Origin of the sequence: Paenibacillus praedii (genome assembly GCF_049725345.1) — a bacterium.
Classification (GTDB): Bacteria; Bacillota; Bacilli; order Paenibacillales; family Paenibacillaceae; genus Pristimantibacillus.
In genome coordinates, this window is the sequence record NZ_JBMWAM010000025.1 from 1 (window position 1) to 14,038 (window position 14,038).

The following is a 14,038-nucleotide window of genomic DNA, read 5'->3' on the forward strand; positions in this document are numbered from 1 at the left end:
TGCCGTTGTAGCTCAACTGGTAGAGCAACTGACTTGTAATCAGTAGGTTGGGGGTTCAAGTCCTCTCGACGGCACCACTTTTTTTTCATGATGCAGCAAAGTTAGCAAATGCATCATCAAATATCATTGATTGGTGATCATAAGCATTTTGCCGTTGTAGCTCAACTGGTAGAGCAACTGACTTGTAATCAGTAGGTTGGGGGTTCAAGTCCTCTCGACGGCACCATCTTTTCTCGGGATGTAGCTCAGCTTGGTAGAGCACCTGGTTTGGGACCAGGGGGTCGCATGTTCAAATCGTGTCATCCCGACCATTTTCGAATTAAATAATTACGATTCATAACCATCCACTTACTTCTTATGCAAAGAAGCAGGTAGATGGTTTTTTACTGTGCATGAGTAACGATGATGGTATGTGGGAAATATAACGAAACCAATAAATAAATTTATGACATCTCTCAGGAAAAGGAGTGATCCCTTGTTTAGGCATAGGATAGGGTATGCTGCGATGATTACGGCGATGCTGTGGAGTGTGGTGAGTGCTCCTATCGCTGTTCATGCCCAGCCAGCTGCGTATCATTTTGGTTTTAAGAAGAGCGTGCAAGGCAGGCTTCCTTCGATCGATGAGGAAGGCTTTAAAAACATCGTCACGAAGCACGGAGCGTTGTTTCTCGGCGATACTAGCAAGAAAGAGCTGTTTATTACATTTGATAATGGTTATGAGAATGGTTTTACTTCTCGAATTTTAGATGTCCTTAAAGAAAAAAAGGCGCCTGCTGTTTTTTTTGTGACTGGACATTATGTAAAGGATCAGCCGGAACTGTTAAAGCGTATGGTTAACGAAGGCCATATTGTCGGCAATCATTCCTGGAGTCATCCGGATATGACTCAGCTAACGGTAAGTCAGATTCAGAGTGAGCTGGATAAGGTAAAAAATCAGGTGATATCGCTGACAGAACAGAAGGATATGAAATATTTGCGGCCGCCTAGAGGTATTTTTAGTGAAAGAGTACTAGAAGCAAGCAAGCAATTTGGGTATACAAATGTATTCTGGTCTGTAGCCTATAAGGATTGGGATGTAAATGCGCAGAGGGGCTCGCAATTTGCGTTTAATGAGGTTGTGAAGCAGTTTCATCCGGGTGCTATTATTTTGCTGCATTCGGTATCTAAGGACAATACGGAGGCTCTTGGCAGCATAATCGATGAAGCGCGCCGTCAAGGCTATGAGTTTAAGAGCTTGGATGAGCTAGCCTTCACCTATAGATGATCAAAAAAATCCCGCCAATGAAGTGAATGGCGGGATTTTGGATTTATACACCGGTTACTCTTTTGGAGAAAAACGTCTTAAGCGCTTTATAAACCTCGCCTTTCTCCTTGATGATCGAGTACATAAATTTTTTGTGATTGATGTGCTTGTAGGCGGACATTAATGTACTGCTTCTGTTGTATTGGTTGACTTCGCCATAACCGAACATATTGCTGCGCTCCATTAATTGTCCGATCAGTTTTACGCAGCGCTCGTTATCGGAGGTAAGATTGTCGCCATCGGAGAAGTGGAAGGGATAGATATTCCAATTGGCTGTCGGATAACGGCTGTCAATCACCTCAATCGCCTTTTGGTAGGCGGAGGAGCAGATCGTCCCGCCGCTTTCGCCCCGATTGAAAAATTCCTCCTCGGTCACTTCCTTGGCTTCCGTATGATGTGCGATAAAGACGATTTCTACATGCTCATATTTGCGGCGAAGGAAACGAGTCATCCAGAAGAAGAAGCTGCGCGCGCAGTATTTCTCGAATGAACCCATACTCCCTGAGGTGTCCATGAGGGCGAGAATGACAGCGTTGGATTGAGGCCGTACGATTTCATTCCAGGTTTTGTAGCGAAGATCATCGGGCGATATCCCGCCGATGCCGGCTTTGCCAGCATTAGCGTTTCGACGCAGGTTCTCGATGAGTGTGCGTTTTTTGTCGATGTTGGACATAATGCCCTTTTTTCTAATTTCATGAAATACGATTTCGGTCGTCTGCATTTGATCTTTCTGCTTCTGCTCCAGATTAGGAAGCTCGAGCTCCTCGAACAGCATATCCTCAAGCTGATCAATGCTTATCTCTGTATCGATCACATCTTCTCCAGGCTGATCGCCTGCGTCTTTACCTTTGCCAGGGCCCTTGGCTGCTTGAGGGTCTACCCCAAGCACATCGCCAACTTGTGAATCACCATCGCCTTGTCCTACGTGCTGCTTCTTGTTGTAATTATAGATAAAATGGGACTCATCGAGGCTTTTGATTGGCACTTTGATCGTACGACGGCCATCGGATAAGACGATGCTTTCGTCGGAAACCAGATCGGGAAGGTTTTGCTTTATGGCCTCGTGTACCTTTTCCTGGTGACGAGCTTGATCCTCATAACCTTTGCGGTGAAGCGACCAGTCCTCCCTGGATACCACAAATAGCTTTTCTGATTCCATTTCCCTCACCTCATTCCTTATTGTCAATCGGCATTTCTTTGTTGTTATTCAATATATTCAAGAGTCGAGTGGTTATGTGAATGAAAATGAACAGAAAGCAACTATTCCAGCCTAGCAAATAACTAGAATGGGCAATAGCTTTATTAGTTCATAGAATAACAAAATTTATAAAATATTTTGATTCTTATGGATGTTAAAATCATTAATGTAGCTTAAGAAGCTAAGGTTTCACTGAGCAAAAAATGAGGGAAAAAGTTCTAAAGGTTATTAAGCAATTAAACTATGTTCCTCCTCATGCTGCGGCAAAAACTCTACGTCAGCAAAAAAACATTTACTATTGGAATAATTGTGCCGAACTTTATGGTTTCTTGTGGAAAAGGTGATTTCAACAAAAAAGACGGATATTCAGCTATGAAGCGTCTTTGGGATGAAGCTCGCACCTTCACTGCTATTTTCTCAGCGAATGATGAAATGGCCTTAGGTATCTACGAGACTTGCAGGGAAGCTGAAATTTCCATTCCCAAAGACCTGTCGGCTTTCGGTCTAGATAGTGAACTGGTGTAAAGATACCTGATGCCTCAGATACGATGTTGAGTGTGCAAGGCTCCCAACTGGTCGTTTTTGCCGTACTATGCGATGAGCGTGAACGAGTGTTAAAATAGATGATAGAGTATTGTGACATGATTAACAGCTGATTTGCTAGGAAAGGATGTTAGAGACGAATGAAGCTGTTTCATACTGCGGACTGGCATCTAGGCAAGCTGGTTCAAGGTGTTTATATGACGGATGACCAGCGCTATGTGCTGGAGCAGCTGCTTCAGGCGATAGAGAAGGAAAAGCCGGATGCGGTAATCATTGCCGGCGATCTCTACGATCGAGCAGTACCGCCGACCGAGGCTGTCGAGCTATTGGATGAGCTTCTAGGAAGGATCGTTATTCATCTAAATACGCCGGTGCTTGCGATCTCGGGAAATCACGACAGTCCTGATAGGATAAATTTTGGTACAAAAATGATGGAAAGCCAGGGCTTGTATCTGGTCGGACAGCTGAGAGCGGACCTTCAGCCTGTTGTGCTTCGCGATGCGCACGGCGAGGTGCATTTTCATCTCATCCCTTACGCAGACCCTGCTCAAGTGCGTCATCAGCTTGCAGACGAAACGATCCGAACGCATGATGATGCGATGAAGGCAATTGTTGCAAAGCTGAAGACTAGCATGGATCCTGCAGCGCGGCATGTGTTTGTCGGCCATGCTTTTGTCACCTCGACGGGGGAGCCTGAGCAGAACACAAGCGATTCCGAAAGACCGCTGTCCATTGGCGGAGCCGAGCATGTCAGCGCGGCTTATTTCGAACGGTTTCATTATACGGCGCTGGGCCACCTGCATCAGGCGCATTTTGTTCGTAACGATAAGATCAGATATGCGGGCTCACCGCTCAAATATTCGATTTCCGAGGAGAACCATGTGAAGGGCTATTTCGTTATTGAGCTGAGTGAAGCGGGAGAAGTTCAGGTTGAGAAGGGAGAGCTGAAGCCGCTGCGTGACATGAGACGGATCGTCGCTACCATCGAAGAGCTGGAATCGCATCCGAAAAATGAAGATTATGTGTTTGTGACGCTATTAAGCGATAATCCTGTGTTGTTTCCAATGGAGAAGGTGCGGGCGGTTTACCCCAATGCGCTTCATGTGGAACGCCGGACAAGAGCTGCCGCAGGCTTGGGCGCGGATTCTGGCGCGATGGATGAGGGCGGCGGTGCGGGAAGACGCGAAGCAAATCCGATAGAGCTGTTTGCTGCGTTTTATCAGGAGGTTAAAGGAATGCCGCTCTCTGATGCAAAGAAGCAGCTGTTCGCGGATACGTATGCAGAGCTGCTGCGTGAGGAAGGGGGAGCTGTATGAGGCCGCTTAAGCTGACGATGACGGCCTTCGGTCCTTATCGCGATGCGGAGATGATCGATTTCCGCCTGCTGAAGGATCGCCGCTTATTTGTCATCTCAGGGAATACGGGAGCGGGCAAAACCTCGATATTCGATGCGGTTTGCTTTGCTTTTTACGGCACAGCAAGCGGAGAGGATCGGTCTGACCCGCGTATGCTCCGCAGCCAATTTGCGGATGATGATACACATACTTCCGTTACATTTGAGTTCGCGATAGGTCGCAGAAGTTATATAGTTACGCGCCAGATGCCGCATCGCAAAAGTGGGAACAAAGGCGAGACGGGAGGCAAGGCCGAGCTGTATGAAACGACTAGCGGGGAGTCCATTCCAGCCGTGGACCGATTCATTATATCCGATGTGAATGCGAAGCTAGAAGCGCTTATCGGGCTGACAAAGGAGCAATTTAGTCAAATCGTCATGCTACCGCAGGGAGAATTCCGTAAGCTGCTAACCTCCGACACTGAGAATAAGGAAGAAATATTGCGGCGAATTTTTCGTACGGAGCTGTATAATCGGCTGGAAGGCCGTTTTCAACAGAAAAACCGAGAGCTGCAGGATCAGTTGAAGGACGCGAAAGCAACGGTGTCAGCGTATATGAAGCAGGCGCAGGAGGCGCTTCCTGAGCGTGAGGGAAGTGAGCTTGCCTCCACTTTCAGGCAAGACGTATACAGCGCCTCACAAGTCATAGACGCATTAGAGCAAGAGTTTGCTTACTATAGAGAATTGGCTGTACAGGCAGACGAACGAAAAAAGACGCTGACAGCCGATATAGAGAAGCAGGAAGCTTGGCTTAGGGAAGCGTTTGCCTTAAACAGCAGGCATGAGGAGCTGGATCGAAAGCGAGCGCAGCAAGAGCAGCTTGATGCGCAGAAAGCTGGACATGCGTTGAAAGAGCAGCAGCTGGCACTTGCGGAGAGGGCTGCGCATTTGGCGCCGTATCAGGAGCAAGCGGAACGGTTAATTATTGATGCGGCTGCGAAGCGCAATCAGCTGACTGTAAGGAAACGTGAGCTTGAGGCCGCAGATCGCGGGCATGCGATCGCGATCGAACGGTACCGCAGCGAGGAGTACCGTGAGGAAGAGCGGCGCGAGGCGGATCGAGAGCTAAATAAACTGACAGAGCTGGTCCCGGTGGTGACTACGCTTGCCGCTCAGCAGCAAGCAATTGAAAAGCTTGTTTTTGAGGAGAGGAGCCTTGCGGCGAAGCTCGCGGATTCGGAAGCATCGCTTATTCAATTGCGGGAATCGAAGCAAGGCACAAGCAAGCAAATTAAAGAAATAGAGCTTGAAACGGCGCAGCTCTCCGATAAACTGGATAAGCTGCGGCAGGTCGAGCAGCACGGGAAGCAGCTGAAGCGGCTGGTTGATGTAGAGAAGGAAATGGCTCGACTTGCTATGCTGGAAGGCGAATTTAACCAGTCTTTCGAGAAGCTGAAGGCAGAGCATGATCGGCTGGAGGCGGCATGGATTGAAGGTCAGGCTACATTGCTTGCTGTTCATCTTCATGATGGCAAGCCTTGCCCGGTCTGCGGAAGCCAGAGTCATCCAGCTAAGGCGGACATGTCCAATAAGGTCCCTTCAAGAGAGCTGCTGCAGCAGGCTAAGGAGCAGCTGGGCGCAGTTGAGCGTGAATGGCTTCAAGCACGAGCGCAAGCGGCCGCTGCGCAGGCAACGCGCGAAGACGGCATAAGAGAGCTTGCTGAGTACGGCTTGCAGGCTGTCAGGCTGGAGGAGCAGCGATCGGATTTGCTTAGACAATGGCGTACCTTGAAAGAGGAGACAGATGTTCTGCAGACTAAGGTTAAGCTGCTTCCTGAGCTTAAGCAGAAGGGGGAGCTGCAGGAACAAATGCTGGAGCAGCAGCTTGCAGCAAAGGAGCGGCTGCAGCAAGAGCTGCAGCGTCTGGCCGTTAAAAGAACAGCTGGTGAGTCGGTGCTTGACAAGGAGCTGGCTCGCGTGCCAGAGCAGCTGCGATCTCCGGAGCAACTCGAGACGAAGCAGCGTGAGCAGCAAGCGTTAGCAGACCGGCTGGCGAAGGACTGGAAGCTTGCACAAGAGCAGCTGCAACGTATGGCGGGTAAGCTGGCTGAACAGAAAGCCTATGCTGATCAAGCGGCTACGCAGCTTGAGGAAGCGGATAACAATCGTCTGCAGGCAGAGCAGCGCCTGCAGGACGAGCTGGCGAGGGCTGGCTTTGCCGATGCGCACCAGTATCGCGAAGCGGTAATGACTGCAGCAGCGCAAGAAGCTCTCAAAAATGAGCTTGAAGCCTTTCGTTCGGCAGCTGCATCAATAGCTCAGCAGTTGGCGGAGCTTCAGCTTGAGCTTGCTGGGAAGCAGCGCATCGATCTTACCGGGCTCCAAACGCAGCTGTCGGAGTTGAAGCGGGAGCTTGAGCAATCGATAGCAGCTTCCCAGACGGCGCTGCGAACCGGTCAAGAAGCACAGCGGCTATCGGTTTCCATTGCGCGAGCCAACGGACAGGCGAAGGCCATCGAGTCTAAGCTCGAAGAGGTTTTGGATGTTTTCCAAATGATCAAGGGTGATAATGCACTTAAAATTTCTTTCGAACGCTACATTCTCATCGAGTATCTCGAGCATATTCTTTACGCTGCCAACGCTCGTCTGAGGGAGCTGTCCAATGGACAGTTTACGCTGCAGCGCAGCGAGCGTATGGAGACACGAGGAAAGCAAAGCGGCTTAGGTCTCGATGTTTACGATGCGTATACAGGACAGAACCGCGATGTGAAGACATTATCCGGCGGCGAGAAGTTTAATGCGTCATTATGCTTGGCGCTTGGTATGACAGACGTCATTCAGGCGCATCAGGGCGGCGTCTCCATCGAGATGATGTTCATAGATGAAGGCTTCGGCTCGTTGGATGAGGAATCGCTGCAGAAGGCGATCGCCGCGCTCGTAGATTTGCAGAAGGCTGGAAGAATGATCGGCGTTATCTCACACGTGCAGGAACTGAAGGAGGCTTTCCCCGCTTGTCTTGAGGTAATAAAGACGAAGGAAGGGTTCAGCCGCACCACGATTACGGTAAAATAAAAAAGTCTGCTCCGCACACAAAGGGTGCGAGAGCAGACTCTAAAATCATAAAAATAATTAAACAGCCCCGGTTGCGCCTATCGCTAAGCCAACGACAATTAAGCCAAGAGCGCCAAGAACGAGAATGCCGTTCAAAATAATCCCAATAACGCTGAACACCTTGCGGCGATTTTTGGAGAATGCACCTATGATACCGAGAATAAGACCGATGAATGCGGCGCCAATTGAAGCAAGAATGGATAAACCGGCAATCATGATGGGAACAATGGCCTCCTGGCCAATAGCTTCCATAACAGCCTCCTCATCTTTGGTGTCAATCAGCAGACTGTCGTTATTTACGAGCTGATCGGCAAAAGCGACACCGAATACAATGGAAACGATAATCAGGATGACAGCCACCAAAGACAAGATGAAGGAAGCAATGCCAAGTCCGGATTGTTTTTTCGGTTCTTCCTCCATGGGGAGGGAATTTGAGAAGATGGGTCTTACGTCATGCGGATTGCTCGATTCGTGACTCTGGCTGTCGCCTTCCGTCACAGACGAGCTCTCTTTGTTTAAATTAATTGGTTCATTGCGGTCATTATCCATTGCGATCGTCTCCTTTACTAATTACGGTAAAATTATACACAAAGCTGAAAGGAATGAAAACCATATGTTTCCCAAATATTTCACAATTGGCGCGATTAATGCCGTACTGGCGATTGCGCTGGGCGCATTCGGCGCTCATGGTTTAGAAAATATACTTGATGAGCATTATTTAGAAGTATTCGAGACAGGTGTCCGCTACCATATGTACAGTGCACTGGGGCTTATGCTCGTTTCATTGCTTGTGAAGCAAATAGGCGAGAGTAAGCTGGTAGTGAATGGCGGACGTCTTATCTTGGGCGGGACGATCATATTCAGCGGGAGCCTTTATGTGCTTGTTCTGAGCGGTATAAGCAAGCTTGGGATGATTACACCTATCGGAGGACTTGCCATGCTGGCAGGCTGGATTTGCGTCATTGCAGCTGCATGTAAAGCAAAATCCCGATAAGCGATCATAAATAAGATTTAATAAGAGTTTGATCGGCCTGTTCTTATGTAACATAATATCAATTAGCTTTAGTAAATACTTCTATACCGGGCCAGTTCAATCGTTTATAATAAAGCGAATACTCACTTCATTAGAATAATTAGAATTAGAGGAGGGACGTTGGTGCGTGACGAATCGGATGGATGGTTTGCCTGAAAAACGAAAGCGGCAGCTATTTAAGCAGTCGCTGAACGGACCGATGATTATTAGCAGCCTTTTGGCAGCTCTTGCGTCGGTTTGGATCGTTATTTCATTTCTGTTGATTTCTAATTCGATGTACAAATGGACCGCTGCGGCCATTGCTGCATCGTTATTCGTTACAGCAATCATCGTTTATACAAGGCGCCATCAATCCCTAAGCTTCCAGCATTACCATACCGCAATCGTTGAAAGCTTGCTTCGATCGGAAGCTGTTCCACTTGCTGTACTGGATCCAAACGGCACGGTTATGGAAATGAATGAGGCTTCGAGTCAAACGTTCGGTTATCAGCGTATTGAGCTATTGGGTGAAGAGATTTCTCGTTTAGTCGAGCCGGCCAGCCGACCATTACTGCATGAGACGCTTCAGCAGGCTATGCTTGGTAAGGCTAAGCAGACGAATGTTAATATTACTCATCGTTCTGGCTTTCCACTCGAGCTTCAAGTGATTTGCGCCCCGATGATTCAGGATGATGAAGTGATCGGAAGCGTTATGATTAGTCATGATTTAAGCGACCGCAAGCGTAATGTTGAGCGTATTCGTTACATGGCTTATTATGACGATATGACGGGACTGCCTAATCGAACTCTATTTCAAATGAAACTGACTGAAACGCTTGTAAGAGCCAAAGACGAGGGGCGTGTTGTCGGCTTATGCTATTTGGATCTTGATCGGTTTAAGCTCGTTAACGCTTCCTTCGGACGCGAATTTGGAGATATGCTTCTCATGCAGGTGGCGGAGAGACTGAGCAGAGATCTATCCGAAACGGATTTTGCCGCTCGAATGGAAGGCGATGAATTCGCTTTGCTATTCTGCAATCTGCAATCGGAGAAGCATCTGCTTGAGCAGTCACGCCAGCTGCTGAAATCGATTGAGGAACCCTATGATCTCGGAGGATTTCCCCTACATATAACTGCTAGCATGGGCTCGGTTACGAACAACAACGAGGATGATGACACCTATGCTTTAATTAAAAAAGCGGACATGGCGCTCGTGAAAGTGAAGGAAAGCGGGAAAAACGACTGTCTGTTGTACTCGGAAAGCTGGAGTAATTCTTCCTTGGAGCGGCTGACGCTTCAACACGAAATGTACCGCGCGATACAGCACAATGAATTTGTGCTCCATTACCAGCCGCAGTTCGATTTGGTATCGGGCATGATGGTTGGCGTGGAAGCGCTGGTAAGGTGGAATCATCCGCTTAAAGGCATAATACCCCCAGGCAGCTTTATTCCGTTAGCGGAAGAGAGCGGTATGATCGTACAGATTGGAGATTGGGTGCTTGAAGAGGCTTGCCGTCAAAATAAAGCATGGCAGGATGCAGGACTACCGCCTATTCCCGTGTCCGTAAATATGTCGATCAGACAGTTTGTCCAAAATGATCTAGCCAGCAAGGTGTCAAGCGTGCTTCACAAGACGGGTCTTGACGCGAAGTATTTGGATCTTGAAATAACCGAGTCGATGACGATGGATATCGGTCACGTATCACGCTGTTTGTTAGCCCTGACGGATTTGGGTGTTAATATTAGCGTAGATGATTTCGGTACCGGCTACAGCTCCTTTCATTATTTGAAGAGCTTCCCGATTGATCGATTGAAAATTGACCGGTCCTTCGTGCGCGATATTCAGCAGGATCCTGGCGATGCGGAAATTGTGGCAGCGATTATCGCAATGGCGCATAACCTCAATATTCAGGTTATAGCGGAGGGTGTAGAAAACGAAGAGCAAATGGAATTTTTGCGCAGACATCATTGTGATGAGATGCAAGGCTACTTCTGGAGTCCTCCCGTACCAAGCGGGAACATCGAACAAATGCTGGCGCCAGGCTATGTATAAAAAATACCCGTTTCGGACTGCTTTAGAGCAGTACGCTGAACGGGTATTTTTGTGTTATCGATGATGTGAAGTTAAGTAGAGAAGTCCTCTATTTCATTCAACCGGAAAGTATATACCTGCTTCTCGTCAACATGGTATACCGTAATCAAATTCTCGCCCTCATCTATGTTAATAATACGGCAAGGAATATTTAGCTTGATGCCAAGACCTTTGTTAACGATTAGACGGATCAGCGTGTTGTTCTTCATATAGGTACGAATATTGTCAAAACCGCTTGATGTCTTCGTTATTGAAGCTTGTCTGTTGGCAGCGCTTCCGGATTGATCCATCTCAACTGGGATTTGGGTGAGTGATGCAGAATTTGACTTGCGCTCGTCTATCTTCTGGCCAAGCTGTATACCGGAGAGTATGCGGTAATCCAAAAAATTACAGTTGCTCAACGCGTGAAGCAGCTGTTCGAGCGCTTCAGCATTATTTTTGCCTTCAACAAGGAGCTCAACATTGAAAATAAAAGATTGTTGATCCGGTGATGGGGTTTGATTTTTCATAAGACCTCCGTGCCATATGTTATAGCACTAATATACCACTAAACCTTCAGATCATGTAGTCTCATAAATGTATATTTATTAAGCACTGTTCACACATATTGCATATAATGATGTGCAGTGTAATAGCACTTATTAATGAGATGAAGGGGTGGACTCTATATGATGCGAATGGTTCCTTTCACACTTGAGAATGGCGGAACCGTTTTAGGCGTTGAAGCGAAGCTGCCTAAAACGACATTACTTGCGATTATGACTGACAAAGGATACATTATGTGCGGTGCACTTGATGTCGCTCTTCTAAACGAGCGGCTTAAGGACCGTGAAATTATTGCTGGCCGGGCAGTAGGTGTGCGAACGTTAGAGGAGCTGTTGGAAGCCCCATTGGAATCAGTTACTTTTACCGCCGAGAAGCTTGGTATTAAAGCAGGAATGAAAGGCTCGGATGCGCTTCGTTTAATGCAGTAAAGCAGATGGAAACAGCCCTAATCCGTTGTGCTGAGCTGTTCAGCACAATGGATTAGGACTTCTTGTTTCTTTACATTTTGGTTTATTCCTCAAATAGCTTACGGAGATTAACGTCAAAAGGAGCGTGTACGATACCCTTCTCCGTAATGATTGCTGTTACATACTCATTAGGCGTCACGTCAAAGGCAGGATTGTAAACTTTGATGCCCTGCGGCGCGGTACGTTTGCCGAAGCCCTCTGTAATTTCCTCGGCGCTGCGCTCCTCGATCGGAATTTCGGCGCCTGTCGGCGTATTCAGATCGATTGTGGACAGCGGGGAAGCAACATAGAATGGGATTCCATGTGCCTTCGCCAGAACAGCTACGCTGTATGTGCCGATTTTGTTGGCAACATCGCCGTTTGCCGCAACGCGGTCTGTTCCGACAATAACCGCATCGATCCAACCCTTAGACATGACCATTCCAGCCATATTGTCGCAAATCAGTGTGACATCTACCCCGGCTTGCTGCAGCTCGAATGCTGTTAAACGAGCGCCCTGCAGCACCGGGCGGGTCTCATCCGCAAAAACCCTTAATGTGATGCCGCGCTCTAGGGCAAGGTAGAAGGGGGCTAGCGCTGTTCCGTATTTGGCCGTAGCCAATCCGCCCGCATTACAATGCGTAAGCACGCCCATATCATCTTTGAATAGAGAAAGCGCATGTTCGCCGATAAGACGGTTCGTTTCTTCGTCTTCACTCTGAATAGCAATGGCTTCACTTAACAATGCAGCTTTACCTTCTTCTAAGGATAAGCCCTTGTTGATAAAAGAAACCGCCGCCGCCTTCATACGATCCAGCGCCCAAAATAAATTAACGGCGGTTGGGCGGGAGGTTGCCAAGTATTCAGCCTGCAACATTACTTTCTCAAGCCAAGTATCGAGGTTCTGCTCATCGCGAGAGCCAAGCACTACGCCATAAGCAGCGGCGATTCCGATTGCTGGCGCTCCACGAACCTTCAGATGCCGAATGGCCTCCCATACATCTTCAGAGGTCTTTAATGGCAAATACACGATTTCCTCAGGCAATAGCCGCTGGTCCAGTAAATCAAGCTTATCACCATTCCAAATGACGGATTGTAAGCCTGCATAATTTGTAGTCATGATGTCTATTCCTCCCTGATCTGATGGTTCAATTGTGCACTGCTGATAAGGCAGCATCGATGACTTCGTCGATGGATTGCGCGCTGCGATGATTGCGAATAAGCGATGTTCCGATCGTTAACGCAAGGCGCTGTGCCTTCTCGCGAGCGGCAGCATCAGGGATGCGGTCAATATCAATAACATGCGACAGACCGACGATACGGCGAACGATTTTGCAGCCTGCAAAGCCGATCGCATCCTGCAGTAAGCGATTCATATAGTAGTCTTTGTAGCTCGGCGTTGTTGAAGCGATGCGATCAATGCCATACTCGTCCCATAGTGCCCGGAATTTCTTCTCGAATAAGGTCCAGACATCGCGAACCGTGTCCGTTAAGTAGCTTCGGAAATCCGTGCGCTGCTGCGCATCGGCTGACCAGTGCTCCTGTCCTGCAAAGTTAAGCAGCAAATTAGCGATGACAGCGCCGATATCAAAGCCGATGGGACCGAAATAAGCAAATTCAGGATCAATAACCTTTGTAGAAGCAGGAGTGACAAAGACGCTGCCCGTGTGCAGATCGCCATGAAGCAGCGCCTGCGCATTCGTCAAAAACTTTTCCCGAAGGATAGCTACCTCAAGATGAAGCTCGCTGTCCTTCCAAAGGGCTTCAGCCGCGTCTCTGATCGCAGGGTCAAAGCTGTTATTAGGTGAGTCGGTGTAAGGATCGTCGAAAATAAGGTCTTCTGTTATTTTGCACAGCTCTGGATTAATAAAAGATTTTACGCGATTTTTTTTGTCCTGCTGGTTCATACCCAGATCGGAAGTGAAAAATAGCGTGCGTGCCATAAACGTTGAGATATCGTCAGCGAATTTCGGATAGCGTGTGCCTGCAATAAGACCGTGACGCATAATGATATGATCGCTCAGATCCTCCATGACGGTAAGCGCGAGATCTGCATCATATTTATATACGATAGGAACAAGGCCCGGCGCCAGCTCTCCTTCGAGAATCAGCTTCTCGCTCTCGATTCGGGCTCTGTCGAGCGTAAGCGGCCAGGATTCTCCAACGACCTTCGCATAGGGCAAGGCTTGCTTCAATATTAAGCTTTTGCCGCTCGCAGAATCCGAAATGTGAAACACCAGGTTTAGATTGCCGTCTCCGATTTCACGGCATTGCAGCGCTGCTCCTGCAGGAAAGAATCCTTCGATATTTTTGGCTATTTGAATAGCTTCTTGCTCAGCTAGTGGATGATATGCAGACATGGCTGTCACCTCCGGTTAAATTTGTTGAGGCTGTAAAGCCCAGTATTCACCTCAACACAGTATAATAGATATTATTTCGCCTTGGAATACCTCA

At 48.1% G+C, this 14,038-nt stretch carries 12 protein-coding genes and 3 tRNA genes; 10 read left to right on the forward strand and 5 right to left on the reverse strand.

Annotated elements, in window-relative coordinates; translation table 11 throughout:
* The first annotated feature begins 1 nt into the window (after position 1).
* The 4 genes from ACO9K6_RS18330 (at position 2) to pdaA (ending at position 1,264) form a co-directional block, all read left to right on the forward strand.
* A tRNA-Thr gene (locus ACO9K6_RS18330) sits at positions 2 to 77 on the forward strand.
* Positions 78 to 150: 73 nt separating this feature from the next.
* A tRNA-Thr gene (locus ACO9K6_RS18335) sits at positions 151 to 226 on the forward strand.
* A gap of 8 nt (positions 227 to 234) precedes the next feature.
* A tRNA-Pro gene (locus tag ACO9K6_RS18340) sits at positions 235 to 311 on the forward strand.
* 194 nt (positions 312 to 505) lie between these two features.
* Positions 506 to 1,264 carry a delta-lactam-biosynthetic de-N-acetylase gene (gene pdaA, locus ACO9K6_RS18345; protein WP_424769001.1) on the forward strand — a complete coding sequence of 253 codons (759 nt, stop codon included), beginning with the start codon at positions 506 to 508 and terminating at the stop codon, positions 1,262 to 1,264.
* Between the two features lie 43 nt (positions 1,265 to 1,307).
* Here pdaA and yhbH read toward each other — a convergent pair whose 3' ends face one another.
* A complete protein-coding gene (yhbH, locus tag ACO9K6_RS18350) occupies positions 1,308 to 2,462 on the reverse strand; it encodes a sporulation protein YhbH (RefSeq protein ID WP_424769002.1) in 1,155 nt (384 codons plus the stop codon).
* Positions 2,463 to 2,756: 294 nt separating this feature from the next.
* On the opposite strand from yhbH, the gene ACO9K6_RS18355 reads away from it, so the two are divergent.
* The 3 genes from ACO9K6_RS18355 to ACO9K6_RS18365 all read left to right on the forward strand — a co-directional run bounded on the left by ACO9K6_RS18355 (position 2,757) and on the right by ACO9K6_RS18365 (position 7,449).
* Positions 2,757 to 3,026, forward strand: a complete 270-nt coding sequence (locus ACO9K6_RS18355; protein WP_424769003.1) for a substrate-binding domain-containing protein — start codon at positions 2,757 to 2,759, stop codon at positions 3,024 to 3,026.
* Between the two features lie 158 nt (positions 3,027 to 3,184).
* Positions 3,185 to 4,360: an exonuclease SbcCD subunit D gene (locus ACO9K6_RS18360; protein ID WP_424769004.1), complete on the forward strand. Its 1,176-nt coding sequence runs from the start codon at positions 3,185 to 3,187 to the stop codon at positions 4,358 to 4,360.
* Positions 4,357 to 7,449 carry an AAA family ATPase gene (locus ACO9K6_RS18365; RefSeq protein WP_424769005.1) on the forward strand — a complete coding sequence of 1,031 codons (3,093 nt, stop codon included), beginning with the start codon at positions 4,357 to 4,359 and terminating at the stop codon, positions 7,447 to 7,449. The genes ACO9K6_RS18360 and ACO9K6_RS18365 overlap by 4 nt, the downstream gene beginning before the upstream one ends.
* 57 nt (positions 7,450 to 7,506) lie before the next feature.
* On the opposite strand, the gene ACO9K6_RS18370 is transcribed toward ACO9K6_RS18365, so the two are convergent.
* Positions 7,507 to 8,037: a hypothetical protein gene (locus ACO9K6_RS18370; protein ID WP_424769006.1), complete on the reverse strand. Its 531-nt coding sequence runs from the start codon at positions 8,035 to 8,037 to the stop codon at positions 7,507 to 7,509.
* A gap of 64 nt (positions 8,038 to 8,101) precedes the next feature.
* Here ACO9K6_RS18370 and ACO9K6_RS18375 point away from each other — a divergent pair, with 64 nt between their 5' ends.
* On the forward strand, positions 8,102 to 8,482 hold the full coding sequence (locus tag ACO9K6_RS18375) for a DUF423 domain-containing protein (protein WP_424769007.1): 381 nt from the start codon (positions 8,102 to 8,104) through the stop codon (positions 8,480 to 8,482).
* A 166-nt stretch (positions 8,483 to 8,648) separates the two neighbouring features.
* Positions 8,649 to 10,553, forward strand: a complete 1,905-nt coding sequence (locus tag ACO9K6_RS18380) for a putative bifunctional diguanylate cyclase/phosphodiesterase (RefSeq protein ID WP_424769008.1) — start codon at positions 8,649 to 8,651, stop codon at positions 10,551 to 10,553.
* A 71-nt stretch (positions 10,554 to 10,624) separates the two neighbouring features.
* On the opposite strand, the gene ACO9K6_RS18385 is transcribed toward ACO9K6_RS18380, so the two are convergent.
* The gene (locus ACO9K6_RS18385) at positions 10,625 to 11,101 is read right to left on the reverse strand and encodes a hypothetical protein (RefSeq protein WP_424769009.1); all 477 of its coding nucleotides are present in this window, start codon (positions 11,099 to 11,101) and stop codon (positions 10,625 to 10,627) included.
* Positions 11,102 to 11,260: 159 nt separating this feature from the next.
* On the opposite strand from ACO9K6_RS18385, the gene ACO9K6_RS18390 reads away from it, so the two are divergent.
* Positions 11,261 to 11,566, forward strand: a complete 306-nt coding sequence (locus tag ACO9K6_RS18390; protein WP_424769010.1) for a YunC family protein — start codon at positions 11,261 to 11,263, stop codon at positions 11,564 to 11,566.
* 82 nt (positions 11,567 to 11,648) lie between these two features.
* On the opposite strand, the gene mtnA is transcribed toward ACO9K6_RS18390, so the two are convergent.
* Together mtnA and mtnK are read right to left on the reverse strand one after the other, a co-directional pair.
* Positions 11,649 to 12,704 (reverse strand): S-methyl-5-thioribose-1-phosphate isomerase, encoded by a 1,056-nt coding sequence (gene mtnA, locus ACO9K6_RS18395; RefSeq protein WP_424769011.1) that lies wholly within the window; start codon positions 12,702 to 12,704, stop codon positions 11,649 to 11,651.
* 28 nt (positions 12,705 to 12,732) lie between these two features.
* Positions 12,733 to 13,944 carry an S-methyl-5-thioribose kinase gene (mtnK, locus tag ACO9K6_RS18400; RefSeq protein WP_424769012.1) on the reverse strand — a complete coding sequence of 404 codons (1,212 nt, stop codon included), beginning with the start codon at positions 13,942 to 13,944 and terminating at the stop codon, positions 12,733 to 12,735.
* Positions 13,945 to 14,038 lie beyond the last annotated feature (94 nt).

Coding starts and splice junctions, on each gene's coding strand:
- mtnK (WP_424769012.1), bottom strand. CDS start 13,944: ATGTCTGCATATCATCCACTAGCTGAGCAAGAAGCTATTCAAATAGCC.
- ACO9K6_RS18375 (WP_424769007.1), top strand. CDS start 8,102: ATGTTTCCCAAATATTTCACAATTGGCGCGATTAATGCCGTACTGGCG.
- pdaA (WP_424769001.1), top strand. CDS start 506: ATGATTACGGCGATGCTGTGGAGTGTGGTGAGTGCTCCTATCGCTGTT.
- yhbH (WP_424769002.1), bottom strand. CDS start 2,462: ATGGAATCAGAAAAGCTATTTGTGGTATCCAGGGAGGACTGGTCGCTT.
- ACO9K6_RS18370 (WP_424769006.1), bottom strand. CDS start 8,037: ATGGATAATGACCGCAATGAACCAATTAATTTAAACAAAGAGAGCTCG.
- ACO9K6_RS18360 (WP_424769004.1), top strand. CDS start 3,185: ATGAAGCTGTTTCATACTGCGGACTGGCATCTAGGCAAGCTGGTTCAA.
- mtnA (WP_424769011.1), bottom strand. CDS start 12,704: ATGACTACAAATTATGCAGGCTTACAATCCGTCATTTGGAATGGTGAT.
- ACO9K6_RS18355 (WP_424769003.1), top strand. CDS start 2,757: ATGCTGCGGCAAAAACTCTACGTCAGCAAAAAAACATTTACTATTGGA.
- ACO9K6_RS18385 (WP_424769009.1), bottom strand. CDS start 11,101: ATGAAAAATCAAACCCCATCACCGGATCAACAATCTTTTATTTTCAAT.
- ACO9K6_RS18390 (WP_424769010.1), top strand. CDS start 11,261: ATGATGCGAATGGTTCCTTTCACACTTGAGAATGGCGGAACCGTTTTA.
- ACO9K6_RS18365 (WP_424769005.1), top strand. CDS start 4,357: ATGAGGCCGCTTAAGCTGACGATGACGGCCTTCGGTCCTTATCGCGAT.